The organism is Pseudomonas fluorescens, from assembly GCF_001708445.1.
In the GTDB taxonomy this organism is placed as follows: Bacteria; Pseudomonadota; Gammaproteobacteria; order Pseudomonadales; family Pseudomonadaceae; genus Aquipseudomonas; species Aquipseudomonas gorinensis.
This window is the reverse complement of the sequence record NZ_CP015637.1, coordinates 350114-376668: the sequence shown is the minus strand read 5'-3', so window position 1 is coordinate 376668 and position 26555 is coordinate 350114. Positions and strand designations below refer to the sequence as shown.

Annotated in this window: 24 protein-coding genes and 2 pseudogenes; 11 read left to right on the top strand and 15 right to left on the bottom strand. The window is 61.2% G+C overall.

Features of this window, described 5'->3' with window-relative positions; translation table 11 throughout:
* Positions 1–180 precede the first annotated feature (180 nt).
* The 8 genes and pseudogenes from pip to A7317_RS01590 all read left to right on the top strand — a co-directional run bounded on the left by pip (position 181) and on the right by A7317_RS01590 (position 10267).
* Positions 181–1152, top strand: a complete 972-nt coding sequence (gene pip, locus A7317_RS01625) for a prolyl aminopeptidase (protein ID WP_024072919.1) — start codon at positions 181–183, stop codon at positions 1150–1152.
* On the top strand, positions 1149–1586 hold the full coding sequence (gene dtd / locus A7317_RS01620; protein WP_069075077.1) for a D-aminoacyl-tRNA deacylase: 438 nt from the start codon (positions 1149–1151) through the stop codon (positions 1584–1586). The genes pip and dtd overlap by 4 nt, the downstream gene beginning before the upstream one ends.
* A 266-nt stretch (positions 1587–1852) precedes the next feature.
* Positions 1853–3589 carry a glucan biosynthesis protein G gene (locus A7317_RS01615; RefSeq protein ID WP_041161080.1) on the top strand — a complete coding sequence of 579 codons (1737 nt, stop codon included), beginning with the start codon at positions 1853–1855 and terminating at the stop codon, positions 3587–3589.
* Positions 3582–6154: pseudogene (gene mdoH, locus A7317_RS01610) on the top strand (glucans biosynthesis glucosyltransferase MdoH); the annotation flags it as partial. The gene A7317_RS01615 and the pseudogene mdoH, both read left to right, overlap by 8 nt.
* Positions 6155–6379: 225 nt before the next feature.
* A complete protein-coding gene (locus A7317_RS01605) occupies positions 6380–7180 on the top strand; it encodes a transporter substrate-binding domain-containing protein (RefSeq protein WP_069075075.1) in 801 nt (266 codons plus the stop codon).
* Positions 7181–7398: 218 nt separating this feature from the next.
* Positions 7399–8196, top strand: coding sequence for a transporter substrate-binding domain-containing protein (locus A7317_RS01600; RefSeq protein ID WP_041160821.1), 798 nt, complete (start codon positions 7399–7401; stop codon positions 8194–8196).
* A 384-nt stretch (positions 8197–8580) separates the two neighbouring features.
* Positions 8581–9540, top strand: coding sequence for an amino acid ABC transporter permease (locus tag A7317_RS01595; RefSeq protein ID WP_024072925.1), 960 nt, complete (start codon positions 8581–8583; stop codon positions 9538–9540).
* Positions 9533–10267: an amino acid ABC transporter ATP-binding protein gene (locus tag A7317_RS01590; protein ID WP_024072926.1), complete on the top strand. Its 735-nt coding sequence runs from the start codon at positions 9533–9535 to the stop codon at positions 10265–10267. The genes A7317_RS01595 and A7317_RS01590 overlap by 8 nt, the downstream gene beginning before the upstream one ends.
* Positions 10268–10339: 72 nt before the next feature.
* Here the strand turns inward: A7317_RS01590 and A7317_RS01585 are convergent, their stop codons facing one another.
* The 12 genes and pseudogenes from A7317_RS01585 to ubiE form a co-directional block, all read right to left on the bottom strand.
* The gene (locus A7317_RS01585; protein ID WP_069075074.1) at positions 10340–12247 is read right to left on the bottom strand and encodes a methyl-accepting chemotaxis protein; all 1908 of its coding nucleotides are present in this window, start codon (positions 12245–12247) and stop codon (positions 10340–10342) included.
* Positions 12248–12385: 138 nt separating this feature from the next.
* Positions 12386–13099, bottom strand: coding sequence for a methyl-accepting chemotaxis protein (locus tag A7317_RS31410; RefSeq protein WP_370531105.1), 714 nt, complete (start codon positions 13097–13099; stop codon positions 12386–12388).
* A gap of 144 nt (positions 13100–13243) precedes the next feature.
* Positions 13244–14302, bottom strand: a pseudogene (locus A7317_RS31405) (methyl-accepting chemotaxis protein); the annotation flags it as partial.
* 102 nt (positions 14303–14404) lie between these two features.
* Positions 14405–15112: a 16S rRNA (uracil(1498)-N(3))-methyltransferase gene (locus tag A7317_RS01575; protein WP_024072929.1), complete on the bottom strand. Its 708-nt coding sequence runs from the start codon at positions 15110–15112 to the stop codon at positions 14405–14407.
* Positions 15109–15900, bottom strand: a complete 792-nt coding sequence (gene tatC, locus A7317_RS01570) for a twin-arginine translocase subunit TatC (protein ID WP_024072930.1) — start codon at positions 15898–15900, stop codon at positions 15109–15111. The genes A7317_RS01575 and tatC overlap by 4 nt, the downstream gene beginning before the upstream one ends.
* Positions 15897–16319, bottom strand: a complete 423-nt coding sequence (tatB, locus tag A7317_RS01565) for a Sec-independent protein translocase protein TatB (protein ID WP_024072931.1) — start codon at positions 16317–16319, stop codon at positions 15897–15899. Before tatB ends, tatC begins: the two co-directional genes overlap by 4 nt.
* Before the next feature lie 10 nt (positions 16320–16329).
* Positions 16330–16608, bottom strand: coding sequence for a twin-arginine translocase TatA/TatE family subunit (locus A7317_RS01560; RefSeq protein WP_024072932.1), 279 nt, complete (start codon positions 16606–16608; stop codon positions 16330–16332).
* A 25-nt stretch (positions 16609–16633) separates the two neighbouring features.
* Complete coding sequence (locus tag A7317_RS01555) at positions 16634–16966, bottom strand: phosphoribosyl-ATP diphosphatase (protein ID WP_024072933.1); 333 nt, start codon at positions 16964–16966, stop codon at positions 16634–16636.
* A gap of 2 nt (positions 16967–16968) precedes the next feature.
* Positions 16969–17361, bottom strand: a complete 393-nt coding sequence (hisI, locus tag A7317_RS01550) for a phosphoribosyl-AMP cyclohydrolase (RefSeq protein WP_024072934.1) — start codon at positions 17359–17361, stop codon at positions 16969–16971.
* 42 nt (positions 17362–17403) lie between these two features.
* Positions 17404–19008, bottom strand: coding sequence for a ubiquinone biosynthesis regulatory protein kinase UbiB (gene ubiB / locus A7317_RS01545; RefSeq protein ID WP_024072935.1), 1605 nt, complete (start codon positions 19006–19008; stop codon positions 17404–17406).
* Positions 19005–19628: a ubiquinone biosynthesis accessory factor UbiJ gene (locus A7317_RS01540; RefSeq protein WP_024072936.1), complete on the bottom strand. Its 624-nt coding sequence runs from the start codon at positions 19626–19628 to the stop codon at positions 19005–19007. Before A7317_RS01540 ends, ubiB begins: the two co-directional genes overlap by 4 nt.
* Positions 19628–20398 carry a bifunctional demethylmenaquinone methyltransferase/2-methoxy-6-polyprenyl-1,4-benzoquinol methylase UbiE gene (gene ubiE / locus A7317_RS01535; RefSeq protein ID WP_003171186.1) on the bottom strand — a complete coding sequence of 257 codons (771 nt, stop codon included), beginning with the start codon at positions 20396–20398 and terminating at the stop codon, positions 19628–19630. Before ubiE ends, A7317_RS01540 begins: the two co-directional genes overlap by 1 nt.
* Before the next feature lie 144 nt (positions 20399–20542).
* Between ubiE and A7317_RS01530 the strand changes: the two genes are divergently transcribed.
* The 3 genes from A7317_RS01530 to A7317_RS01520 all read left to right on the top strand — a co-directional run bounded on the left by A7317_RS01530 (position 20543) and on the right by A7317_RS01520 (position 22306).
* Positions 20543–20818 (top strand): polyhydroxyalkanoic acid system family protein, encoded by a 276-nt coding sequence (locus A7317_RS01530; RefSeq protein WP_024072938.1) that lies wholly within the window; start codon positions 20543–20545, stop codon positions 20816–20818.
* Positions 20819–20923: 105 nt separating this feature from the next.
* Positions 20924–21346, top strand: a complete 423-nt coding sequence (locus tag A7317_RS01525) for a phasin family protein (RefSeq protein WP_024072939.1) — start codon at positions 20924–20926, stop codon at positions 21344–21346.
* Positions 21347–21358: 12 nt separating this feature from the next.
* Positions 21359–22306, top strand: a complete 948-nt coding sequence (locus A7317_RS01520) for a phasin family protein (RefSeq protein WP_069075073.1) — start codon at positions 21359–21361, stop codon at positions 22304–22306.
* Positions 22307–22386: 80 nt separating this feature from the next.
* Here A7317_RS01520 and A7317_RS01515 read toward each other — a convergent pair whose 3' ends face one another.
* The 3 genes from A7317_RS01515 to A7317_RS01505 are packed head-to-tail and all read right to left on the bottom strand — an operon-like array spanning position 22387 to position 26489.
* Positions 22387–22911, bottom strand: coding sequence for a fimbrial protein (locus tag A7317_RS01515; protein ID WP_069075072.1), 525 nt, complete (start codon positions 22909–22911; stop codon positions 22387–22389).
* Positions 22912–22929: 18 nt separating this feature from the next.
* Entirely contained in the window at positions 22930–23865 is a 936-nt protein-coding gene (locus A7317_RS01510; protein ID WP_069075071.1) for a fimbrial protein, read from the bottom strand.
* Positions 23866–23921: 56 nt separating this feature from the next.
* Positions 23922–26489 (bottom strand): fimbria/pilus outer membrane usher protein, encoded by a 2568-nt coding sequence (locus tag A7317_RS01505; protein WP_069075070.1) that lies wholly within the window; start codon positions 26487–26489, stop codon positions 23922–23924.
* Positions 26490–26555 lie beyond the last annotated feature (66 nt).

Here is a 26555-nt window from a genome sequence, read left to right as displayed (position 1 = left end):
GCCAGGCGGCAGAGGTCGATCCGTTGTATCGCTGTCTGTTCCAGTACTTACATGGCGAACGGCTGACACCGGTCTAAGTACTCAAGGACATGCTCATTGCACAATTCGGGTTTATAGTGCCAGACGGCAAAATAAAAGACGTCCCACCAGGGATGAACCCGACCCCTTATGGAGCGCGCAATGCAGACTTGGTACCCGCAGATCAAACCCTACGCCCGGCACGATCTGGCCGTTGATGCCATTCACACGCTGTATGTCGATGAAAGTGGCTCCCCCGAAGGCTTGCCTGTGGTCTTCATCCACGGTGGCCCAGGCTCAGGTTGCGACGCCCAGAGCCGCTGCTATTTCGATCCGAACCTGTACCGCATCGTCACATTCGACCAACGTGGCTGCGGCCGCTCTACACCCCGCGCCAGCCTGGAAAACAACACCACCTGGGACCTGGTCGCCGACCTCGAGCGCATCCGCGAGCACCTGGGCATCGACAAATGGGTGCTGTTTGGCGGCTCCTGGGGCTCGACCCTGGCCCTGGCCTACGCGCAAACCCACCCCGAGCGCGTGCATGGCCTGATCGTGCGCGGCATTTTCCTCGCCCGCCCGCAGGACATCGAGTGGTTCTACCAGGCCGGCGCCAGCCGCCTGTTCCCGGATTACTGGCAGGACTACATCGCGCCGATTCCTGCCGATGAGCGTCACGACATGATCGCGGCCTATCACAAGCGCCTGACCGGCAACGACCAGATCGCCCAGATGCACGCGGCCAAGGCCTGGTCCGGCTGGGAAGGTCGCATGCTGGGCCTGTGCCCGAGCCCGCAGCATGTGGAGCGTTTCTCCGAGCCGCAACGCGCACTGTCCATTGCGCGTATCGAGTGCCATTACTTCACCAATAATTCCTTCCTGGAGCCCAACCAACTGATTCGCGACATGCATAAGATCGCCCATCTGCCTGGCGTAATCATCCATGGGCGCTACGATATGATCTGCCCTCTGGATAACGCTTGGGAGTTGCATCAGGCGTGGCCCAACAGCGAACTGCAGGTGATCCGCGAGGCTGGCCATGCGGCGTCCGAGCCCGGTATTACGGATGCTTTGGTCCGCGCGACCGGCGAAATGGCGCGACGCCTGCTTGATCTGCCACCAGAAGAAGCATGAAGGGCCTGTTGCAGCGGGTGCGTGGCGCCCGTGTCGAAGTCGCAGGCGAAATCGTAGGGGCGATCGACCAGGGTTTGCTGGTGCTGGTGGCCGTTGAGCCATCGGATACACGCGAGAGTGCCGACAAACTCCTGCACAAGCTGCTTAACTACCGGGTATTCAGCGACGACGAGGGCAAGATGAACCGTTCGCTGAGGGATATCGGCGGCGGTTTGCTGCTGGTGTCGCAGTTCACCCTGGCGGCCGACACCAGGAGCGGGCTGCGGCCAAGCTTCTCCACGGCGGCGCCTCCCGCCTTGGGAGCGGCGCTTTTTGAGCACTTGTTGTCACAAGCGCAACAATTGCATGGCACGGTGGCGTCGGGGCGTTTTGGTGCGGATATGCAGGTGCATTTGGTCAATGATGGCCCTGTGACCTTCCTCCTACAGACATGAATGTATTAAAAACGACTTTAATGCCTAAAAACGCAGGGTTTCGCTACAAATACTTCGTTGTCCCTGATGCGTTGTATCGCGGGCTACTAGATAATCGCGCGCTACGGGGATCAGCGTTGATTGGTCCATTTTTGACTTAGGTAGAGACTTGTCCGATAGCCTCAGGGGAATCATTTTGACCCAGGGGAGTCGGAACAATGCTCGCCAACCTGGCATATAGATAGCTGGCCGTTGGTTTTTTGATCTGTTTTCGGCGAGGGTTGCTCGTGATTGTTAGTCCCTGTAATGCACCAAAATTGTCTGCCAAACGGTTACGAAACGCACTGGTGACGGGCTCCGCCCTGTTTTGCCTGTTCGGCGCGGGTCAACTGTGGGCATTCAGTCTGGACGATGTGTCGGCCAAGGCAAAAGAGCTGGCCGGGCAGAAATACGAAGCTCCGCGCAGCAATCTGCCGAACGAATTCCGCGAAATGAAATTCGCGGACTACCAGAAGATTCGTTTCCGCAACGAAAAAGCCGAGTGGGCCGATCAGAACACCCCGTTCAAACTGTCCTTCTATCACCAGGGTATGCACTTCGATACACCGGTGAAAATCAACGAAGTCACCGCTGACAGCGTCCAGGAAATCAAGTACGACGCGTCGCGTTTCGATTTTGGCGACGTCAAGGTTGATCCCAAGGCCACCGAACAGCTCGGTTATGCCGGTTTCCGTGTGCTGTACCCGATCAACAAGGGCGACAAGCAAGACGAAATCATGACCATGCTCGGCGCCAGCTATTTCCGCGTCGTGGGCAAGGACCAGGTGTATGGCCTGTCCGCCCGTGGCATGGCGATCGATACCGCGCTGCCGTCCGGCGAAGAATTCCCGCGTTTCACCGAGTTCTGGATCGAACGTCCAAAGCCGGGTGACAAGCACCTGGTGATCTTCGCCCTGCTGGATTCGCCCCGCGCCACCGGCGCCTACCGCCTGATCCTGCGCCCGGGCACCGACACCGTGGTCGACGTCAAGTCCCAGATGTTCCTGCGCGACAAAGTCAGCAAGCTGGGGGTTGCCCCGTTGACTTCCATGTTCCTGTTTGGCGCCAACCAGCCATCCAAGGTCCTGAACTACCGTCGCGAACTGCACGATTCCAGCGGCCTGTCGATCCATGCCGGTAATGGCGAGTGGATCTGGCGCCCGCTGAACAACCCTAAACACCTGTCGGTCAGCAACTTCACCGTGGAGAACCCGCGTGGGTTCGGCCTGCTGCAACGCGGCCGCAACTTCAGCCACTACGAAGACCTGGACGACAACTACGACAAGCGCCCAAGCGCCTGGATCGAGCCTGAAGGCGACTGGGGCAAGGGTTCCGTCGACCTGGTCGAGATTCCGACCGCCGATGAAACCAACGACAACATCGTAGCGTTCTGGAGCCCGGCCGAACTGCCGGAAGTCGGCAAGCCGCTGGATGTTGCCTACCGCCTGCACTGGACCCTGGACGACGCCGCGTTCCATTCGCCGGACAGCGCCTGGGTCAAGCAGACCCTGCGTTCGACCGGTGACGTGAAACAATCCAACCTGATCCGTCAGCCCGACGGCAGCGTGGCGTACCTGATCGATTTCGAGGGCCCGTCCCTGAAGAAACTGCTGCCGGACGCGCCGGTGCGCAGCCAGGTGAGTGTGGGTGACAACGCTGAGCTGGTTGAAAACAGCGTGCGCTACAACGAGCACACCAAAGGCTGGCGCCTGACCCTGCGCATGAAGATCAAGGATCCCGGAAAACCCACCGAGATGCGTGCGTCCCTGGTGCAGGACATCGTGCAGCCTGAGCCTGAGCAGGTTTCGACCCAAGTGCTCAAGGCCGACAAGGTCCTGGCCAAGCAGCACGAGAAACAGGCCAAGAAAGACGCGAAAGACAAGGACGCCAAGCAGCCAGAAGCTGCCCCAGCCACACCGGAGCCGATCAAGACCGAGCAAGTCCTGACCGAAACCTGGAGCTATCAGTTGCCTGCCGATGAGTAATTCTCAAGCCCAGCCAGAGACTCTGTCCGAGTATCTGGCGCATCTCCCGATGACCGCTGAGCAGCGTGCCGAACTGGCAGGCTGCACATCCTTCACCGAACTGCACGAGCGTTTGTCGTCTTCGACCTTCGATTCGCCCGTCGACGCCGCCCAGGCGTCGGTCGGCCGCCGGTTGACCCTCAGCACGGCCGAGGAGCTGCAAGACGCCGAAATGCTGGTGCTCGACGCCAGCGGCCGCGTGTGCCTCAAGGCCACGCCGCCGATTCGTCGCACCAAGGTCGTACCGGAGCCATGGCGCACCAATATCCTGGTGCGCGGCTGGCGTCGCCTGACTGGCCGAACCAACCCGCCGAAGCCGCCGAAAGACGAGCGCGTGCTGCCGGCGGCGCGCTGGCGCACCGTGGGGTCGATCCGTCGCTACATCCTGCTGGTACTGATGCTCGGCCAGACCATCGTGGCCGGCTGGTACATGAAAGGCATCATGCCGTACCAGGGCTGGTCGCTGGTCGACTTTGACGAGATCCGCAACCAGACCCTGTTGCAAACCGCCACCCAGGTCCTGCCTTACGCCCTGCAAACCAGCATCCTGATCATGTTCGGGATCCTGTTCTGCTGGGTTTCGGCCGGTTTCTGGACCGCGTTGATGGGCTTCCTTGAACTGCTCACCGGTCACGATAAATACCGTATCTCCGGTAAAAGTGCCGGCAACGAGCCGATTCCCAAGGATGCACGCACCGCGCTGGTGATGCCGATCTGCAACGAAGACGTGCCGCGGGTATTCGCTGGCCTGCGCGCCACGTTCGAGTCGGTCGCGGCCACGGGTGACCTGGACCGCTTCGATTTCTTCGTGCTCAGCGACAGTAACGACGCTGACATCTGTATCGCCGAGCAACAAGCCTGGCTGGACGTGTGCCGCGAAGCCGGTGGCTTCGGCAAGATTTTCTATCGCCGCCGTCGCCGTCGCGTCAAACGCAAGAGCGGCAACCTCGACGACTTCTGCCGTCGTTGGGGCGGTGAATACAAGTACATGGTGGTGCTCGACGCCGACAGCGTGATGAGCGGTGAATGCCTGACCAGCCTGGTGCGCCTGATGGAAGCCACGCCGGATGCCGGGATTATCCAGACCGCGCCACGGGCGTCGGGCATGGACACCCTGTATGCGCGCATGCAGCAGTTCGCCACCCGCGTCTATGGCCCGCTGTTTACGGCTGGCCTGCACTTCTGGCAGTTGGGTGAATCCCACTACTGGGGTCACAACGCAATCATCCGCATGAAGCCGTTTATCGAACACTGCGCCCTGGCGCCGTTGCCAGGTAAAGGTGCGTTCGCCGGTGCGATCCTGTCTCACGACTTCGTCGAAGCCGCGCTGATGCGTCGTGCCGGTTGGGGTGTGTGGATTGCCTACGACCTGCCGGGCAGCTATGAAGAACTGCCGCCGAACCTGCTGGACGAACTCAAGCGTGACCGTCGCTGGTGCCACGGTAACCTGATGAACTTCCGCCTGTTCCTGGTCAAGGGCATGCACCCGGTACACCGTGCCGTGTTCCTGACCGGTGTGATGTCCTACCTGTCGGCGCCGTTGTGGTTCTTCTTCCTGGTGCTGTCGACGGCCCTGCTGGCGGTGAACACCCTGATGGAGCCACAGTACTTCATGGCACCGCGCCAGTTGTACCCGCTGTGGCCGCAATGGCATCCGGACAAGGCGGTGGCGCTGTTCTCCACCACCATTGTGTTGCTGTTCCTGCCAAAGTTGCTGAGCATCATCCTGATCTGGGCCAAGGGCGCGAAAGAGTTCGGCGGCAAGTTCAAGGTGACCCTGTCGATGTTGCTGGAGATGCTGTTCTCCATGCTGCTGGCGCCGGTGCGCATGATCTTCCACACCCGTTTCGTACTGGCCGCGTTCCTCGGCTGGGCCGCGACCTGGAATTCGCCGCAGCGTGACGACGACTCCACCCCATGGGGCGAAGCGATCAAGCGCCACGGTACCCAGACCTTGCTCGGCTTCCTGTGGGCACTGCTGGTGGTGTGGTTGAACCCAAGCTTCCTGTGGTGGCTGGTGCCGATCGTGGGGTCGCTGATGCTGTCGATCCCGGTATCGGTGATTTCCAGCCGGGTCAATCTGGGCCTCAAGTCCCGCGACGAAAGCCTGTTCCTGATCCCTGAGGAATACAATCCGCCGCAGGCGTTGCTGTCTACCGAGAAGTACACCCACGAAAACCGTTGGCACGCCCTCAATGATGGCTTCATACGTTCGGTGGTCGACCCGCAGCAGAACGCCCTGGCCTGCGCCCTGGCGACCTCGCGTCACCGTGAGGCGGAGCCGATCGAGTACCTGCGTGGCGAGCGTGTTCGTCATGCGTTGAAAGTCGGCCCTGCCGGCCTCAACAACGCTGAACGCCTGGCCCTGCTCAGCGACCCGGTCGCCCTGGCTCGCCTGCACGAGCAGGTCTGGAACGATGGGCACGCCGAGTGGCTGGCCGCTTGGCGTAACTCGATCAAGGCCGACCCGCACGCCCCGTTGCTACCGTTGCAACCGGTGGTGTCCCAGGCTCAACCGGCCTGATGCTGAAGCCCTCAGGGGGTTACCCTGAGGGCGTTCACGGCGTCTTCCTACAGCGCCCTCTGTTGCTCCAACCCCTTGTTATTTCGAAACAAAAGACCCCTGTCCAAGGCGTATTGCCGCGGCGACGGGTGGGTTAGCATCGCCCCCCAATCTGACTCGACCACCCAGGTTTACGCGCACTGGCGCTGTAGCGGGTTGTCGTGTGCTCAATGGAACGGGGGTATCTCATGATCAAAAGGTGTTTGTGTGCTGTGTTGCTGGGTGTCGTCGGGTTCTTATACGGTGCTCCGGCCAACGCTGGCGCCATCGACGACGCGGTTCAACGAGGGGTATTGAGGGTCGGCACGACGCCCACCTACGTGCCCTTCGAAATGACCGATAAGCGTGGGCAGATCGTCGGCTTCGAAATCGACTTGCTCCAAGCCATGAGCAAGGCCCTGGACGTCGAGCTGGAGATGGTGCCGGTGCCCTATACCGAACTGCTGCCGGGGCTGATGCAAAAGCAATACGACCTGATCGGCAGCGGCATGACGGTGACCCAGCAGCGCAACCTGAAATTGAACTTCAGCGACTCTTTCATCATTGTCGGCCAGACCGTGTTGCTGCATCCCGACCTTGCCGGCAAGGTCAGCAGTATCGAAGACCTGGATGATGCCGGTTATCGAGTCGTCGCCATCGAGGGGACGACCGGTGAGTTGGCCGCCAGGCGATTCCTTGGAGCGGCGCGGTTACGCACGTTCCCGACGCCGGAAGAAGGCGTGCGTCAGGTGGTAGAGGGCAAGGCCGACGCTTTTATCCACGATGCGCCTTACAACCTGATCGCCATCGCCAAGCCCGAAAACAGCTCGCTGTTGGCCCTGGAGCAGCCTTTCACCTATGAGCCACTGGCGTTCGGCCTGAAAAAAGGCGATTACGACAGCCTCAATTGGATCAACCATTTCCTGAACCAGGTGGCCCAGGACGGGACCTACGATCGTCTGTATGACAAGTGGTTCAAGGACACCGCCTGGATGGCGGAAGTCTACTGAAGTCATAACTGCTTACACATCAATCAATGGCTATTGCCAGGTGGCGAAGTGTCTGCCTCTGCGCTTTGCTGCACCGTTGTAGGGCGTTTCTGACATACCCCGACAACAAATCCCGGTGAAACCTTTGTGACAGGCATCGAGTGGGTTAGGATCGCACCCCGAAATGGTGCAGCCCTTTTGCGCGCCGACCTCATAAGAATGGTTCAGGGGACTTGATGATGAAAAAGTATCTTTCGATGCTGCTGCTCGGCGTCACCGCGCTGGTCGCGGCCAATGCGGCCCAGGCCGGCGCGATCGATGATGCGGTCAAGCGCGGCACGTTGAAAGTCGGCATGGACCCGACCTACATGCCGTTCGAAATGACCGACAAGCGCGGTGAAATCATTGGTTTCGAAGTCGACATTCTCAAGGCCATGGCCAAGTCCATGGGCGTCAAGCTGGAGCTGGTGTCCACTGGCTACGACGGCATCATCCCGGCGTTCCTGACCGGCAAGTTCGACATGATCGGCAGCGGCATGACCCTGACCCAGGAACGCAACCTGCGCCTGAACTTCAGCGAACCCTTCATCGTGGTGGGCCAGACCCTGCTGATTCGCAAGGAGCTGGAAGGCACCATCAAGTCCTACAAAGACTTGAATGACGAGAAATACCGCCTGACCTCCAAGCTCGGCACCACCGGCGAGATGGTTGCCAAGAAGCTGATCTCCAAGGCCAAGTACCACGGCTATGACAACGAGCAGGAAGGTGTGCTGGACGTCGTCAATGGCAAGGCCGATGCCTTCGTGTATGACGCCCCGTACAACGTCGTTGCCGAGAAAAAAGTCGGCAACGGCAAGCTGGTGTTCCTGGAAGAACCCTTCACCTTCGAACCGCTGGCGTTCGGTCTGAAGAAGGGCGACTACGACAGCATCAACTTCATCAACAACTTCCTGCACCAGATCAAGAACGACGGCACCTACGATCGCATCCATGACAAGTGGTTCAAGAGCTCCGAATGGCTCAAGGACATGGAATAACGCTGTAGTGCTTTGGTGCGACGGCTTGATGTGGTGAGCGGGCTTGCTGTGGTGAGACGGCTTGCTGTGGTGAGGCGGCTTGATGTGGTGAGACGGCTTGATGTGGTGAGCGGGCTTGCTGTGGCGAGCGGGCTTGCCCCGCGTTGGGCTGCGAAGCAGCCCCAAAAACCTCAGGCCACGGTCCATCTGAAACAGCGCGGTGATCTTAGTGGGGCTGCTTCGCAGCCCAACGCGGGGCAAGCCCGCTCGCCACAACAAGCCCGCTCGCCACATCAAGCCCGCTCGCCACAGCAAGCCCGCTCAGCACAGTAAGCCCGCTCGCCACAGAGCAAGCCCGCTTGCCACATCAGGTGCGCGTACCCCGATTCTTTTGGATGTTGAGTAATGAAACAGAAAAAAGCCCAATGGCCCTGGCATCTGCTGACCGTGGTCGTGCTGGTCGGCCTGGCGGGCGCCTTGTACTACGCCACCTCGCTGATGTCCTACGAATGGCGCTGGAACCGTGTACCGCAATACTTCGCCTACCAGGCCGAAGAGTCCCAGCGCGCCGCAGACATTTCCACCGTCGTTGAACTGGTGCGCAAAGGCGATGTGGCCGAAGTCACCCTGCGCAACGATGCCGGCGTCGAACAACGCGTGAGTGTGGCCGGCAACAGCCTGCAAGTGGCGCGCGGCGATGATGTGGCCGAAGGCGATGTCATCGGGGTTAACCGCCATTGGGCGTTGGGCCCTTTGATGTGGGGCTTGTGGACCACGTTGTGGCTGTCGGTGGTGTCCGGGATTCTCGGCCTTGCGATTGGCCTTGCCACCGGTTTATGCCGGCTGTCCAATAATCCGACCCTGCGCGATCTGTCGACGATCTACGTCGAACTGGTGCGCGGTACGCCGCTATTGGTGCAGATCTTCATTTTCTATTTCTTTATCGGCACGGTGCTCAACCTGTCCCGGGAATTCGCCGGGATCGCCGCGCTGTCGCTGTTCACGGGTGCCTATGTGGCGGAAATCGTCCGCGCCGGGGTGCAGTCCATTACCCGTGGCCAGAACGAGGCGGCTCGCTCCCTGGGCCTGAGCGCCAGCCAGTCGATGCGCCATGTGGTGCTGCCGCAGGCCTTCAAGCGCGTGCTGCCGCCGCTGGCCGGGCAATTTATCAGCCTGGTGAAAGACACCTCGCTGGTCTCGGTGATCGCGATTACCGAGCTGCTCAAGAGCGGGCGCGAAGTGATCACCACCTCGTTCTCGCCGTTTGAAATCTTGTTCTGCGTCGCAGGCCTGTACCTGCTGATCAACCTGCCGCTGTCGAAAATGGCCAGCCGGCTTGAGCGGAGGCTCGCACAAAGTGATTGAAGTCCGCGATCTGGTAAAAGTCTTCGACACCCGTGGCCATGTGGTGCGCGCGGTGGACCATGTGACCACTCAGGTGGCCAAGGGCGAAGTGCTGGTGGTGATTGGCCCGTCAGGCTCGGGCAAGTCCACGTTCCTGCGGTGCCTCAATGGTCTGGAAGAGTTCGATTCGGGCTCGGTCAGCATCGATGGCCTGCAACTGGCCGACCCGAAAACCGACGTGAATGCCTATCGGCGTGAAGTCGGCATGGTGTTCCAGCACTTCAACCTGTTCCCGCACATGACGGTGCTGGAAAACCTCTGCCTGGCGCAAAAAGTCGTGCGTAAGCGCGGCAAGAAGGAACGCGAAGCCAAGGCCCTGGCACTCCTGGAAAAGGTCGGCATCGCGCAAAAGGCCAATGAATTTCCGTCGCGCCTGTCCGGCGGCCAGCAGCAGCGGGTGGCGATCGCCCGTGCCCTGGCGATGGAACCCAAGGTGATGCTGTTCGATGAGCCCACCTCGGCCCTCGACCCGGAAATGGTCGGCGAAGTGCTGGACGTGATGAAGACCCTGGCCCTGGAAGGCATGACCATGGTTTGCGTCACCCATGAAATGGGCTTTGCCCGTGAAGTGGCAGACCGTGTGTTGTTCTTCGACCACGGCAAGTTGCTCGAAGATGCATCACCGGCGCAGTTCTTCGACGCGCCGAAAGACCCGCGTGCCCAGGCGTTCCTGCGCCAGGTGTTGTAGCGCTGATGGTTCTTGGGGAAAGGGCTCTGTGTGGTGGGCGAGCACGCTCACTCACCACGCGTGCCGTGAACCTCAGAGCTTGAACTTGCCGACCAACGCCTGCAAATCCAGGCTCAGCCGCGTCAACTGAACGCTCGCCGCCGCCGTTTCCTCACTGGCGGCGGCGGCTTGTTCGGTCACGTCCCGTACCTTCAATACGCTGCGATTGATCTCCTCGGCCACCGCGCTTTGCTCCTCGGCGGCGGCGGCTATCTGTGGGTTCATTTCCTGGATCACCGATACCGTGCGCGCGATGGCCGCCAGCGCGTCGCCCGCATCGCGGCTCAGGCCAACGCTGAAATCGGTCAAGTTGCGGCTGCTGTCCATGATGTCTGCCACCTGCCGGGTGCCGTTGTTCAGGCCAAGGATCAGCCCTTCGATTTCCTCTGCCGACGCCTGGGTGCGCTGGGCCAGGCTGCGTACTTCATCGGCCACCACGGCGAACCCTTCACCGGCATTGCCCGCACGTGCCGCTTCGATCGCCGCGTTCAACGCCAGCAGGTTGGTCTGTTGGGACACCGACTTGATCACATCCAGCACACTGCCGATCTTGCTGCTTTCCTGCTGCAGCGTCAGCATCGCTCGACTGGAGAGCGCCATTTCATCGGCCAGTTGGCCGATTTGTTCGATCACCTGCGCAACCACTTTGTCGCCTGCGTGGGCCTGGTGGTCTGCCTCGATGGCCGCGAGCGAGGCTTGTTCGGCATGCCGTGCGACCTCCTGGGCCGTGGCGAGCATTTCGTTCATGGCGGTGGCGACCTGGTCGGTTTCAACTTTCTGGTGGTTCACGCCGGTCCGGGACTGCTCGGTCACGGCGGACAGTTGCCCGGCCGCGCTGGCAATCTGTCGGGCGCTGTCACCAATGCCGCTGATCAGGTGGCGCAGGTTACGGGTCATCTGCCCGATGCTGTGCTGCAACTGGCCCAGTTCATCCCGGCGCTCCACCTCGGCGGTGTGGCGCAGGTCGCCCTCGGCGATGCAATTGGCGGTGATCAGTACCTGACGCAGGGGGACGGCAATTTGTCGAGCGATCCCCCAGGCGGCCAGCGAGCCTAGTAACAAGGCGCCGAGGGTCACGCTGATCAGCAGGCGGCGTGTATTGTCCGCCTCTTTGTCGCGTTTGAAGGTCTGGGCCTCTATCACCTGTTCGCTTTGTTCGAGCAATTGGTTGAGCAGGTGTTCAAGCCGGTCCTGGACCGTCTCCGTGGCCACTTGGGCCTCCTTGAGTTTGATCAACTGCGCGCGATAGGCGGCCACGTCTGTCTTGAGCAAGGCCGAGTCCACGGGCAGGCTGGTCACGGCCGCATGCGTGACGTCCAGGGTGTCGAGGGTCCGGCCCACCCCTTCGGCGTACGCATCCAGTGAATCGGCGGCCCAGGCAGGCGCCTGGGCGCGATCCTCGGCCCGTGCCATGGCCTGGCGCAGGTTCTCGATGGTGTCGAGGGCCTGCTGGTCATTCTGGTCGGGCAGGTCGCTGGCCACTTGGGTGAGGGTATCGCTGGCCTGGAGGCTGGACTGATGCAGGGAGGTGTGGGTGGCTTCTCGCCGTTCGATCAGGGGCGGTAGCTCTGCCAGGCCGGTCTTGAAGCCGATCACCAGGCGCTCCGCTTCCTGAATGCGCTGCAAGTCGGCCGGGGCGAGCAGATGGTTTGCCAGATAACTCAGGTGTTGGCCGATTTGCTCGATCCGCGTGTTCATGGCGTCGAGGCTGGCAGTGTCCGTGAGGGTTCGATACACGATACGGTCGGCGCGCACCGCTTCGGCGGCCGCAGTGAGTTGGCCCAGGACCGTCAGGTTGGCTGAGCGGAAAAGCGCGGCATTCAAGGCTTGCCAGCCGGTTGCGGCGATGATGAGGCTGAGGATCAGCACTTGGCCGAACCCCAGGGCGAGCTTGAGGCGGACGCTGGCATTGGCCAGCAAGCGGATCAGCCGAGGAAACATGGTGAACCTCCGAATCGGAATAAACGCTTCGTTAGAAACGCTAAAACGATTCGAGGTGATGGCGGGCTGATAACTGCGTAGGAAATTTCACAAGTAGTCGTGTGGCGGCGACCTGGAGGGGGCGCCGCGCACGACCGCTCAGATGCGGAAGCGTCCGACCAGGGTTTGCAGGTAGTTACCCAGGCGCGCGAGTTCGGCACTGGACGCGGCCGTTTCTTCACTGGCGGCGGAGGTCTGCTCGGACACATCGCGCACGTTCAGTACGCTGCGGTTGATCTCCTCGGCCACCGCGCTTTGTTGCTCGGCCGCCGTGGCGATCTGTGAGTTCATCGTCTGGATGGTCGACACGGTGCGAGTGATGCTCGCCAGGGCGCTGCCGGCCCGGCGGGTCAGCTCGACACTGCTGTCGGTGAGCCCACGGCTGTTGTCCATGATGGTCGCCACTTGCTGGGTGCCGCTTTGCAGGCCGACGATCAGTTCTTCGATCTCTTCGGTGGACTTCTGGGTGCGTTGGGCCAGGCTGCGTACCTCATCGGCCACCACCGCAAAACCACGCCCGGCCTCGCCGGCGCGCGCGGCTTCAATGGCGGCGTTCAGGGCCAGCAGGTTGGTTTGCTGGGCCACCGACTTGATCACGTCGAGCACGCTGCCGATCTTGTCGCTTTCGCGCTTCAGATCGCCCATGGCCACCGTGGAATTACCGACCTCCGTAGCCAGGCGCTCGATCTGGGCGATGGCTTCACCGACTACCTTGTCGCCTTCGCGGGCCTGCTGGTCGGCGGCTACGGCGGCTTCGGAGGCTTCTTCCGCGTTGCGGGCGACTTCCTGCACAGTGGCCGCCATTTCGTTCATGGCCGTGGCCACCTGGTCCGTCTCGACTTTCTGGCTGTTGACCCCGGCGCTGGTTTGCTCGGTGACGGCCGAGAGCTGCTCGGCAGCGCTGGCAATCTGGGTGACGCCTTCGCTGATGCCGCCGATCAATTCGCGCAAGCCGACGGTCATGCTTTGCATGGCGCGTTGCAGTTGGCCGAGTTCGTCCTGGCGCTCCGACGTCAGGTTTTGGCTCAGGTCGCCCGAGGCGACGCGCTCGGCCAACTTGAGGGTCTGGCTCAGCGGGATGATGATCTGGCGGGTAATGGCCCAGGCGGCGACCAGGCCGAAGATCAACGCCAGCACGGTGGCCAGCAGCAACAGGTACTTGGCTTGTGCAGCGTCGGTGTCACGCACCACGGTCTGGGAGGCCGTGAGTTTTTCGCTATGGCTGAGCAGGATATCGCCCTGGGCACCCATGGCCTTGAGTGCTGCCGCGCTGGCCACCTGGGAGTCACGGTACTGGCTGACGGCCGCGCGATAGGCTTGCAGCGAAACGCTGGCCTGTTGCAGGTTGGCCTGGTAGTTGGCCGGCAGTTGGCCTTCCAGCTCGGTGATTTTTTTCAGGGCGTTGTCGATGGCATCAAGGGCCGGTTGCTCGGCTTCGACCTTGGCGCTGTAGGTGTAGCCGCGCACTTGGAAGCGCGCTTGCTGGATCAGCTTGCTCAGGCTGACCACGTTGTTGAACTGGGTGACGCTGTCGCCTTGCAGCAGGGATTTTTCGACTTCGCCTATCTTGAGCACGGCATTGTCGGCGGTATCGCCCAACTTGCTGCGCGCGTTTTCGCGATTGGCACCGGCTTGTGCCATGTCGTTGAAGGCCCGCTTGTACTGCTCCACGGCCGCCAGTTGCTCGTCGATCAGGGCGACGTCGGCCGGTTGTTCGATCAGGGTGCGGGCGGTCTTCAGGCCGCTGTCGAGCTGGTTCAGCAACTCGCTGACAGCGCTGGTGCCTTGCTCGCCACGGCGCATTTCGTAGTCCAGGCGGGCCAGACGCAGGTCTTTGGTCAAGGCATTGAGGCTGGAGATATACCCCAGTTTGTCGCCACGACTGATCACATCACCCAGGCCGGTCCAGCCAGTGAAGGTGATCACCAGCGTCAGCAGCAGTACCAGACCAAAGCCGACGCCCAGTTTGGTTTTGACGCTGACATTTCCCAGCTTTTCGGCTAACCAACGATACATGCTGCGAACTCCCCTGGAGCAAAGCTTAGATTTATTCAGGGGGTATCGGCCTGCAAACGGGATTCTGTAGCGCCGTGGTGCGACTGTGGGAGGGTCGTGTGGTTAGAAGAGGCGGGCGAGCAGGGCAGTGACGGCGGTTTCCACGCGCAGGATGCGAGCGCCCAACTGCACCGGCTGCAGGCCGGCCTTGGCCAGCAGATCCACCTCGTAGGGAATCCAGCCGCCCTCCGGGCCGATGGCCAGGGTGACCGGCTCGTCCAGGGCACGCGGGCAAGGCGGATAGTCGCCGGGGTGGCCGATCAGGCCGAGGGTGCCTTGCGTCATGGCTGGCAGGCGGTCTTCGACGAATGGCTTGAAACGTTTTTCGATGATGATTTCCGGCAGCACCGTGTCCCGAGCCTGCTCGAGACCGAGGATCAGTTGCTCGCGAAGCGCCGCAGGCTCCAGGAACGGGGTTTGCCAGAAGCTCTTCTCAACCCGGTAGCTATTGAGCAGTACCACTTTCGGCACACCCATGGCCGCCACGGTTTGCAGCACCCGACGCAGCATCTTCGGGCGCGGCAGGGCGAGCAACAGGGTCAGGGGCAGTTTGGCCGGGGGCGGCAGCTCGAAGCTGACTTGCAGCTCGGCCTCACGGGCGTCCAGGCGCAGCAGTTGCGCATTGCCCATCAGGCCGCCGATGCGCCCCACGCGCAGGTTGTCGCCCACCGCCACACGGTGGACGTCCTGCATATGCACCAGGCGCCGATCACGCAGCACCACCCGGTCGGCCGCGATAAAGTCGGCCTCCTCCAGCAGCAGCAGGTTCACGGCTGGGTCGCTGGCGGCTGGTCATCGTCGGCGGGTTGGTCATCCGGGTGCTCGCCCCGCTTGCTGATCAGGCCGCTGAACAGGATGCCAATCTCGAACAGCATCCACATCGGCACCGCCAGCAGGGTCTGGGAGAAGATGTCCGGCGGCGTCAGGATCATGCCGACCACGAAGCAGCCGATGATCACGTACGGGCGGACCTTCTTCAGGTACTTCACGTCGACTACGCCGATCCATACCAGCAGCACCACGGCCACGGGGATCTCGAAGGCCACGCCGAAGGCGAAGAACAACGTCATCACGAAGTCGAGGTAGCTGGTGATGTCGGTCATCATCTCCACGCCAGCGGGGGTGGCAGCGGCGAAGAACTTGAAGATCAGCGGGAACACCAGGAAGTAGGCGAATGCCATGCCGGTATAGAACAGCAGGATGCTCGACACCAGCAACGGCACGGCGATGCGCTTCTCATGCTTGTACAGCCCTGGTGCGATAAAGCCCCAGATCTGATGCAGGATCACCGGGATCGCCAGGAACAGCGAGACCATCATCGTCAGCTTCAACGGCGTCAGGAACGGCGACGACACATCGGTGGCGATCATCGTCGCGCCGGCCGGCAGGTACTGGCGCAAGGGCGTGGAGACGAAGGTGTAGATCTGCTGGGTGAAGGCGAACAGCCCGGCGAAGATCACGAAGATTGCCGCTACGCAACGCAGCAGGCGGGTACGCAGCTCGGTGAGGTGCGAGACCAGCGGCATATGCTGGTCGTTTTCCGGTTTATCAGCGCTCATGGGGCTCGCGGCGGCAATGTAGGGTCATGGGGAGCGGGCGACGCCACGGGCGCCGGCGCTGGCTCTGTCGGGGTAGCGGTCGGGCCTGGCGCGACCGGTGTGGCTTCGGTCGCCGCGGGTGTGGGTGCGATGCTGTGCTCGGCCACAGGCTCCACCGGTTTGGCCGGCTCCTGCACCGGCGACAGAATTTTGCGCGCCTCTTGCTCCAACGACAGGATATGTTCGTTGTGCAGTTGGCGGCGGATTTCATCGGCGCCGATTTCCCGTTCAACTTCCTGTTTGATGGCGTTGAAACTGCGTTTCAGGCGCCCGATCCACAGGCCGGCCGTGCGTGCGGCACCGGGCAGGCGTTCCGGCCCCAGCACCAGCAAAGCCACGAGGCCGACGAGGAGCAGTTCAGAGAAGCTGATACCAAACATTAGTCAGTGCTCACGAGTCTTTGCGGGTCGGCTCTTCGACTTTTTCAGCCTGCACGTCGAAGGTACGACGCTCGGTAATCGGCTGGGCGGCCTGCGGGTGGACAGGCTGGGCTGGCGGCACCGGGTTGACGACGGGCTCGGCCGGTTTTTCGTCGTCGTTCATGGCCTTGCGAAAGCCCTTGATCGACTCGCCGACGTCAGTGCCGAGGTTTTTCAGTTTCTTGGTGCCGAACACCAGTACCACCACCACCAGAATGACGATCCAGTGTTTCCAGTCAAAAATGCCCATGCTGCAATTCCTCGTTAAAAGTTATTCAGGCGGACGGGCGCGAGGCCTTTTCGGCATGCCCGGACAGGCCGAAGCGACGGTCCAGTTCATCCAGCACGGCCTGTGGGTGCTGCCCCAGTTGGGCGAGCATGACCAGGCTGTGGAACCACAGGTCGGCGGTTTCGTAGATCACATCGCTGCAGTCGCCGCTGATCTCGGCATCCTTGGCAGCGATGATCGTCTCGACGGATTCTTCGCCGAGTTTTTCCAGGATCTTGTTCAGGCCCTTGTGATACAGGCTCGCCACATACGAGCTGTCGGCGTCCGCGCCTTTGCGGTCTTCCAGCACCTGGGCCACACGGTTCAGGGTATCGCTCATGTTCAGTGTCCTGCCGAATAAATGGCGTGCGGGTCTTTGAGTACCGGTTCCACCACCTTCCATTCGCCGTTCTCGAACACGCGATAGAAGCAGCTGTGGCGGCCGGTGTGGCAGGCAATGCCGCCGATCTGCTCGACCATCAGGATCACCACGTCGGCGTCGCAGTCGAGGCGTATCTCGTGCAGGGTCTGCACGTGCCCGGACTCTTCGCCCTTACGCCACAGTTTGCCACGCGAACGTGACCAGTAAATGGCGCGCTGCTCGGCGGCAGTGAGGCTCAGGGCCTCGCGGTTCATCCAGGCCATCATCAGCACGCGCCCGGTCTTGTAGTCCTGGGCAATGGCCGGCACCAGGCCGTCACTGTCCCACTTGATCTCGTCCAGCCAGTCTTTCATCGTTCGGCTCCGGCAATTTGCGACAGTGTATAACCGGATCGGCTATCGACGCACGATCAGATAAACACCCACGGCGACCATGATCCCGGCCGGCCAGTGGCCCAACTCGTTCAATGGCCCGCCGATGGCCAGCATCACCCCGCCCACCAGGTGCGCGGCCCCCAGCAAGCGCAGGAACCAGTCATCCTTGCGCTGTTGCCACGGTGGCGACGGGTCCTTGGCGTGGGGCTGGGACATGCGCTCCAGCAGGTCGCGGGTCATATTGGCCAAGTGCGGCAGCTGTTCGACCTGGCTTTGCAGGTTGCCCAGCAGGGTTTTCGGGCTGACGCGCTCGCGCATCCAGCGTTCGAGGAACGGTTGTGCGGTGTTCCACAAGTCGAGGTCCGGGTACAGCTGACGGCCCAGGCCCTCGATGTTCAGCAGGGTTTTCTGCAAAAGAACAAGCTGCGGCTGCACTTCCATATTGAAGCGTCGCGCGGTCTGGAACAGGCGCATCAGCACCTGGCCGAAGGAAATATCTTTTAACGGTTTTTCGAAGATCGGCTCGCAAACGGTACGGATTGCCGCTTCGAATTCATTGAGCTTGGTTTCTGCCGGTACCCAGCCCGAGTCGATGTGCAACTGCGCCACGCGGCGGTAGTCGCGCTTGAAGAAGGCGAACAGGTTGCGCGCCAGGTAATCCTGGTCTTCCGGGGTCAGGCTGCCGACGATGCCGCAGTCGATCGCGATGTACTGCGGGCTCCACGGGTTGACGGTGCTGACGAAGATGTTGCCTGGGTGCATGTCGGCATGGAAGAAGCTGTCGCGGAACACCTGGGTGAAGAAAATTTCCACGCCACGCTCGGCCAGCATTTTCATGTCGGTGCGCTGGTCGGCCAGGGTGGCGAGGTCGGTGACCTGCACGCCGTAGATACGCTCCATTACCAGCACTTTCGGGCGGCACCAGTCCCAGTAGACTTGCGGCACATACAGCAGCGGCGAACCTTCGAAATTGCGCTTGAGCTGGCTGGCGTTGGCCGCTTCGCGCAGCAGGTCGAGCTCGTCGTAGATGGTTTTTTCGTAGTCGGCGACCACGTCCACCGGGTGCAGCAGGCGCGCATCGGCAGAAAAGCGTTCAGCGGCGCGGGCGAGGATAAACAGCCATGCCAGGTCCTGGCCGATGATCGGCTTGAGGCCCGGACGGATCACCTTCACCACCACTTCTTCGCCGGTCTTGAGTTGCGCGGCATGCACTTGTGCCACCGAGGCCGAGGCCAGGGGCTCGACGTCGAAGCGGCTGAACACGTCGCTGATTTTCTTGCCCAGCTGCTCTTCGATCAGCTTCATCGACTGCTGCGAATCAAACGGCGGCACGCGGTCTTGCAGCAGCATCAGTTCGTCGGCGATGTCTTCGGGCAGCAGGTCGCGGCGGGTCGAGAGAATCTGCCCGAACTTGATAAAGATCGGCCCCAGGTCCTGCAGGGCCAGGCGCAGGCGCGCGCCACGGCTCAGTTCCAGCGGCTTGCGCGGGAACCAGCGCCACGGCAGCACATAGCGCACCGCCAGCAGGAACCAGGGGAGAGGCAGGGCGAACAGCAGGTCATCGAGGCGGTAGCGGATTACGACGCGCTGGATACGAAACAAACGGCGGACGGCGAGCAGCTTCATGCGTTATCGCTTGGATCAAGGGAACGGCTCAGGCGCTCGAAGCGTGCCTCAAGGCGTTCCAGGTCGATTTTGGCCTTGTCGAGTTCGCGAAAGCGCGCTTGCGCTTCCCGTTGTCCGACCAGGGTGCGCGATTCTTCGCTCAGGTATTCGGCGAGGTTCTGGTTGAGGCTGGCGAACCCCTGCTGGTACCAGCGTGCGCGGCTGCGCAGGTGCCCGCTGATCAGTTGGGTGGCGACTGGGCCGATCCATTGTGACAGCTCGTATTCCCAGTCCAGCTCCAGGTCCTGCAGCACGGCGGCCAGGTCCATCAGCACCGCGCTATCGCCTTCCAGCTCCACTTCCGGGCCATGCAGGATGGCGGTCTTGTTACGGCTCAGCGCCAGATGCAACAGGCTGGAGGCCGGCGCGCGCAGGGTGCAGTCGGCCTCGGCAGCCCAGTGGCTGGCAAGCAGCAGGCCTTCATCGCTGGGCAGGATAAACAGCTGCAAGGCAGGGCTGCGGCAGTCGACGGCAATGATCTTGCCGTTCAGGTGCGCGAGCCGTGCCAGGGCGGTGCTGTCCAGGTGCAGTACACGGTTGAGGCCGTGTTCGACGCTGGCGAGAAGACCTTTGAGCAGCATCAGGGCTTGATGCCGCGGTGCAAGGCGACGATGCCCGACGTCATATTGTGGTACGTCACGCGGTCGAAACCGGCCTCCACCATCATCGACTTCAGGGTTTCCTGGTCGGGGTGCATGCGGATCGACTCGGCCAGGTAGCGATAGCTTTCGGCGTCATTGGTGATCAGCTTGCCCATCAACGGCATGAAGGCGAACGAGTAGGTGTCGTAGACCTTGGACATCAGCGCGTTGGTCGGCTTGGAGAACTCCAGCACCAGCAGGCGGCCACCCGGCTTGAGCACGCGCAGCATCGAGCGGATCGCGTCTTCCTTGTGGGTCACGTTGCGCAGGCCGAAGGCGATGGTCACACAGTCGAAATGGTTGTCGGGGAACGGCAGCTTTTCAGCGTCGGCCTGGACGAATTCGATATTGCCGGCCACGCCTTTGTCGAGCAGGCGATCGCGGCCGACCTTGAGCATCGAGCCATTGATATCTGCCAGCACCACCTGGCCGGTCGGGCCGACGAGCTTGGAGAACTTGGCCGCCAGGTCGCCCGTGCCGCCGGCGATGTCCAGCACGCGGTTGCCGGTGCGCACGCCCGACAGCTCGATGGTGAAGCGTTTCCACAGGCGGTGCATGCCACCCGAGAGCACATCGTTCATCAGGTCGTACTTGGCGGCTACGGAGTGGAACACCTCAGCGACTTTTTCCGCTTTCTGGCTTTCCGGGACGTTCTTGAAACCGAAGTGAGTGGTGGGTTCGGCATCGCTGCCTTTGCGCTGATCAGTCATATCGCTGTCACCAAAAGAGAATGCGGGACATGATAATCCCCAAGGCCTGCTTTGTCTTGGCAAGGCTGAAGGTAAGATAGAGGGCCACCGAGACCTTTTGCCGCATGGCGGGTGTTCCAGTCGTTATAAAGAGGAGTCATCGCAATGGCCCGTATTACCGTTGAGCGTGCACATTCCCTGGGTAAAGAAGGCGCACGCGCCAAGGCCGAAAAGTTGGCGAGCAAACTCCAGGAGCAATATGGCCTGGAGCCGTCGTGGTCTGGCGACACCTTGAACCTCAAGCGTTCGGGGGTTAAAGGCACGGTGTGGGTGGCGGATGATTCGCTGCGTATTGATGTGGAACTGGGCCTGTTGATGTCGGCCATGAGTGGCACCATCAAGTCCGAAATCGAGAAAGCCCTGGATAAAGCCCTGGCCTGATCCGATTGCTCTTAGGGTGCCGATTCTAATTTTTCAACCTACTTTGTGCCCAAGCCCTCAACTCCTGTGGGCCGTTCCTCCACCCTATTCTGCGTGAGGTGCACCATGGCCAAAGTTATCCTGAAGAAAAAAATCGACGCTCAGACCACTGCCCTGAGTGACGTTAAAAGCTACGCCCGCAAGATCTGGCTGGCAGGTCTTGGGGCCTACGCCAAGGTCGGAAGCGAGGGCGGCGAGTACTTCAAAGAGCTGGTTAAAACTGGCCAACATGTTGAAAGTAAAGGCAAAAAAGTTGTAGTTGAACAACTTGATGCTGCCAATAGTCAGATTGACCAAGTAAAGAGTAATGTCTCCAGCGTCAAAGGCCTGGTTGAAGTTCAGCTGGATAAAGTTGAAAAAGCTTTTGATACTCGTGTTGCAAGTGCCTTGAATCGAATCGGCATTGCGACTAAACATGACGTGGAGACACTCTCTGCTAAGCTCGAAGAGCTGACGGCATTGCTCGAACGTGTCGCGCGTAAACACTAAGGAGACATCGGGATGGCTGTTAAAAAGACTACTCAGAAAGAAGGCAGCTCGTGGGTCGGGAAAGTTGAAGAATATTCCCGCAAAATCTGGCTCGCTGGTTTAGGCGTTTACTCGAAGATCGACAGTGACGGCAGCAAACTCTTCGAGACGCTGGTTAAAGACGGCGAGAAAGCCGAGAAGTTGACCAAGAGCACGGTGGGTAAAAAAGTTGAAGCGGCGAAGGCAACTGCCGGCTCCGCCAAGTCGAGCATTTCTGACACTTGGGGCAAGTTGGAAGAGACGTTCGATAAACGCCTCCACAGTGCTATTTCGCGGCTTGGGGTGCCAAGCAAAGCGGAATTGAAGGCGTTGCATAGCAAGGTCGATACCCTGACCAAGCAGATCGAAAAGCTCACCGGCGCCAAAGTGACTCCGGTGAAAACCGCAGCCGCCAAACCGGCAGCCAAGCCTGCCGCTAAAATCGCTGCTGCCAAGCCCGCCGCGAAAGCCGCTGCCAAGCCTCTGGTAAAAGCTGCCGCCAAGCCGGCTGCCAAGGCTCCAGCCAAAGCTGCCGCCAAGCCAGCAGCCAAGCCAGCGGCAAAAACCGCAGCGGCCAAACCGGCCGCCAAGCCTGCCGCTAAACCAGTGGCCGCAAAAGTGGCTGCCAAGCCAGCAGCTAAACCTGCAGCCAAGGCAGCTGCTAAACCCGCCGCCAAGCCAGCAGCTAAAACCGTAGCCGCCAAACCCGTTGCCAAGGCAGCCACTGCAAAACCTGCAGCCAAGCCAGCGGCCAAACCGGCCGTCGTGAAGAAGCCAGCTGCGGCTAAAAAACCAGCGGCGCCCAAGCCAGCTGTAGCGGCCAAACCTGCCAGTGCACCTGCATCCACTGCTTCCACGGCCAACTCGGTGTCCGCACCGACGCCCGCAGCTGTGGCTCCGACTGCAGCGCCGGTTACCCCGACGCCATCCAGTCAGTCCTGATTTCTTCCGGGACATAAAAATGCCTGACCCGCAAAGGTCAGGCATTTTTTTTGCCCAGGGCGCAGCCGCTTAAGTCGCCATCAGTTGTACGTGATCGATACGGTCACCGCGCTGGCCAGGGTTCCCTGGGTGATCGCACCGATTTTATAGTAGGCCGCGTTGAGCGGTATGACGGCTTTTTTGTTGCTTGTCGCAATCGTCCGGCTGCGCTGAGCGGCGGTGCCGTTGGCAGGGATGGCATCAACAGAGGTCGCACGATGTGCCAGCCAAAGAGCCGTGCCGGCCGACGTTCCGGTATTGGCAAACAGTGCAGCGTTCCCGGTGGATGGGGTGCCGGCGAACAGGAAAACCACGTTGCGGATGTCCGATTCGCAGTCGGCGGATATTTCGAAGTCGTGCGAGCCTGCCGAAGCACTCTTGTCGAAGTCTGAAATCTTGACGGTTGGCAGCGTAATGGTGCGGTTCACATCGCCGGCCGCCAGGTTACAGGTGCCGGCGTTGACCTGGCCGGTAAAACGCAAGGTGCCTGTCGTTACGGCCTGGGCCGTGATGTGGACAAGGCTCGCCGTAATAACCAGCAGCAGGGGCAGGGGTGGGATCTTCATCGGGTCGTTCTCAGGGTTTCAGTTGTAGGTAATGTTGACGGTGGCGGTACTCACCAGCGTGCCTTGGCTCACCGTACCGTTTTTGTGATAAGCGGCACCGAGCGGCAAAACTGCACGGTTGCCGGAAACCGCCAGCGTGCGCTCGCCATTGATGCTGATGTTCTGGGGCACGCCATTGATGCGTGAGTACAGCCACAATGCGACGCCCTTGGCCGTGCCTGTATTGGCGAAGAGCGCGTTGTTCCCCGATGCGGGCGTGCCGCTGAAGCGGAAGGTGACGTTGGCGGCATTGCTGCAGTTGGCGATCAGTTCAAAGTTGTGTGCGCCCGCATGGACGGCCTTGTCCAAATCGCTGACCTTGATGGCGGGAAGTGTAATCGTGCGGTTTACGTCGCCGGCTGCCAGGTCGCAGGTGGCCGCGGGCCTGATAAAGCGAACCGAGTTGCCCAGCATCAGGGTGAATTTGTCTGGAACGCTGCCCCATCTGTCCGACCAGAGGAACCCGCCAGGCACTGTTCCGTCTGTGACAGGACCGGTTTTGTAGAACAAGGCCTCTGCGGCGATGAAGCTGGGAACCCGCCCAGGGGGTATCGCGCCTGTTTGGCTATGTAACCCAAAGGTTGCGGGGCCTCCATCGGCCCATTTCAATCTGACGTGCAGCCCAACCCCCGGCGCCTCGGTTTGATAAGCGCCTGTTGCCGGGTCTGTTTGGCGTGGGTATCGGCCGATGATTGTTCTCAGGGTCGGCCCGCAATCGGCAAAAAAGGCTTCTGACGTACCGCTGAATGTCTGGCGGGTGATGACACTCCCGACAGGCAGGTTGTCCGGTACGGTGATAGTCGTCGGCATGTTCAGCGTCAGCGTTGCATCGGGATACCGGGTGCATGCCGCTTGCGCGGCGATTGGCAGCGCAAGGGTCGCGAGGGTCGAAACGAGTTTGGTGGAATGTTTCATCTTCAGTCCGCTAGGAGAAATAGAGGGGCTGCGGCAACATGCAGGCTTGCGCCCAATCAACCGCTCGTATGGGTTTTGCAAGTGCCTGCGTCCAGATGGCGCAAACGCGCTGAGCCATTCGCCTTCGGCCCTGTGCCCAGGCGGTATTGCAGCCGGCAAGAGTCCTCGGTATCGCCCCCCCATTTGACGGTTAACCGCCCCTGCGCACGCGCCACTCGCACAAAGGCTTTACCGCCCTGGCCGACAATGCCGACGCTGGCGCCGTCTTCATCGAATACGTCCGAACCGAACGGCAGTGGGCTGGCATCGTCGCGCAGTGCCGTGATCAAGATGGCTTGACCGCTGACGGTAGCGAACTGCAGCTTCACCACTGAACCGGCACGCGGTGCGACGTTTTGCGCAGCGGTCTTGAGTTCCACATCCACCGATAGGTCTTTGGGGTCGAGTTCCACCGCGTTCTGTCGATACGGCGTGAGGTGGGGCACCACGGCAAAGCCGCTCCGGCCGACCTGGGCGCTGTGGTTGCCATTGATCCGCGCACCCTGGGCATCAGGCGCCTGGACGACACCGATGGTGTCGCCCAGCTCCGGAGCGAAAGTCACGCCCTCTGCATGGGCAACGATACCGCCGGTCATGCCGAGCGACATCGCGCGGTAGGTGTTGCCCTGCCCGAAACCGGCGGACACCACCCCCTGGCTGGTCTGGTACTTCGCGTCAGCGCTCGTCGCCGTACTGGCACCCTGTACCCGGCTGGCCCCTATCCCGTAGGTGAACTCGTTGCGCTCACCCAGAGTGCCGCCCAGGCTCAACCGCTCGCCGTCGCCTTGGTTGCCGCGATACGCGGTGGTGGTCAAGGTCGGTGTGCGTGCGCGGCTGCCCAAGGGCAGGCTCAGGGTCAGCTCCAATTGCTGGTCGATCCGCTCACTGAGTAAGTCCTTGGTGCGCTGGGCGCTGACGGTGTAGTGCAGGCCCTTCCAACTGCCCGTGTACCCCGTGGTGAACGTCAAGTTGCCGCTTTTGCGGTTCCAATAGTTCTGCGACGAGCCGGTAAGGTATATCGATCCGTTGCCCAGGCTTTGATTGAGGCTGATGTCCATCCTGTCGCGCAAACGCGATACGTGCTCCAGGTTGCCTCCGTCTATGGCCAGGTCGCGAACCCGGGCGGCATCGGCAGCGCTCAGGAAACCTTCGGTGGAGTAGCGATAGGCGCCGAGGGCAAAGTGGGTGCCGGTCTCGGTGAAGTTCTTGCTGTAGCGCAACTGCACGCTTCGTCCGTCACGGGACCCGTGGCCCGGCAACGTTGCATTCGAATGGGTCAGGTCAATGGACAGCGCGCCAAACGGGGTATTGAACGCTGTACCCAACAAATGGGACCGGTAGTCTTCGCCCAGCACCGCGCCGGTATAGCCGGTCAGCAGGTTGCTGAGGCCATGTTGGTAAGTGGCTTGCATCAGCTTGGGTGGGTGGCGCAGGCCAATTTCATCCAACTGGCCGACACTCAGTGCGTAACGGTGATAGCCCGTACGCAGCAGGTTGGCGTTGGCGGCGAACGGAACGATGAACTCGCGTTGACGACCATCGGCCTCGGTGATCGTAACGGTCAGATCGCCACCATAGCCGGTGGGAAACAGGTCGTTGAGCACGAAGGGGCCAGGGGCGACGGAAACTTCATCCAGCAACACGCCGCGCTGGCGCACCGTGACCCGCGCATTGGTCTCGGCGATGCCGCGCACGACCGGCGCAAAACCTGTCTGGGAGTCCGGCAGCATCCGATCATCGCTGAACAGGCTGATCCCCCGCAGGCGCACACTGTCGAACAGATCGCCTGGCGTGTAGGTTTCTCCCATCATCAACTGTGACTGGAGCGGGCTCAGTTCCCGCTGCACATAGGTGGCACTGCTTTGGTACTTCGAAGTGGAGTCGGTGCGGTTGAAGCTGGCGTTATGACGCCAGTGCCAATCGCCCAGGTTGAGCCCGGTGTTCAGCCCCAGGTACTGGGAGTCGAGCGAGCGGCCATTCGTACGGGTCACAAACGTGTTGGCGTTGTAGCGTACAAAGGCGGCGTCGATCCCACTGTCCCAATGTTGTGGGTCGACATAGCCCCGCGCCTTGCGCGCCAGGTAGATCTGCGGAACCTGCAGCGCCAGGCGGTTTTCGCCGGCGTCGAACTGGCTGCTGCTGCCCGGCAGGTAGGACGAAATATCATCGCAGCTGGCAAAGGTACGACGCGGTGCTTGAGCGGGTTCGGTGGGTTGATTGTGCGGCGCATCCACCTGGATTCCAAACCGCAGAAGCGCTTCGCGCTCCAGGCACATTTGTGCAGAGTCTCGGCCTTGCACCGCAACGAATGACAGGGTTTCCCGCCCGATCCACTGACCGTTCAGATAAATATCGATGCGGTAGCTTCCGGGCAGAACAACGTTGCCCTGGCTGAACTTTGAAATATCAACCTGTCGGCCTCTGACGGCATCCGGGAAGAAGGCGGGGTTGAATTCGACATTCTCGACAGCGCCTGCACCCCAGGCGTGAGCGCTGGTCAGCAGTATCAGGCCACGCGCCATGAACGGTAATCGACGACGTATCAGGGACCCGTTGCTCACCCTGGCGGGCGTGTTCAAACTCATGTTTGGCATTCTCAAAAAAGGTGCTGTCCGAATGTGGGCAAAGGGAAGCCCTGCCCTGAACAATGG